General features: G+C 31.2%; 1 protein-coding gene. It reads right to left on the bottom strand.

Translation table 11 applies throughout. The features are described 5' to 3' along the window. Positions 1 to 443, bottom strand: a 443-nt coding sequence (locus IU405_RS00765) for a substrate-binding domain-containing protein (RefSeq protein WP_197436740.1), incomplete at both ends; no start/stop codon positions are given.

Below are 443 nucleotides of genomic sequence, written 5' to 3'. Positions count from 1 at the left end.
GATTTTTAGTCCATTTGCTTTTATTTCTTCAATGGCTCCCAATGCAGTAAAATCGCTGGAGGAAAAAATGGCATCTGGTGGATTTGGTAAATCCAATAATAATTTTGTTGATTTTCTTCCCTCAATAACTTTACTAAAAGTTTCTATAACTAGACTTTCATCATATGCTAAACCATGATCAATAATAGCTTGTTTATAGCCAAGATATCTGTTTTTAAAAATTTCTAACCTTCTATCATTGGATAAATGCGCAATTCTTTTACAGCCTTGTTCTATGAGATGTTTTGTTGCAGAATACGCACCATTAAAATCATCAATAGTCACTGAACTCACGCCTTGAATTGCTTTTTTTCTGTCGAAAAAGATTAAAGGGACATTCTTTCTTAAAATACTTTCAAAAATAGTGTTGCCGTTTTTTGCATTCGAAATAGACATTAATATTC

Source organism: Polaribacter sp. BAL334 (assembly GCF_015767435.1).
In the GTDB taxonomy this organism is placed as follows: Bacteria; Bacteroidota; Bacteroidia; order Flavobacteriales; family Flavobacteriaceae; genus Polaribacter.
This window is presented reverse-complemented; position numbering and strand designations above follow the sequence as displayed.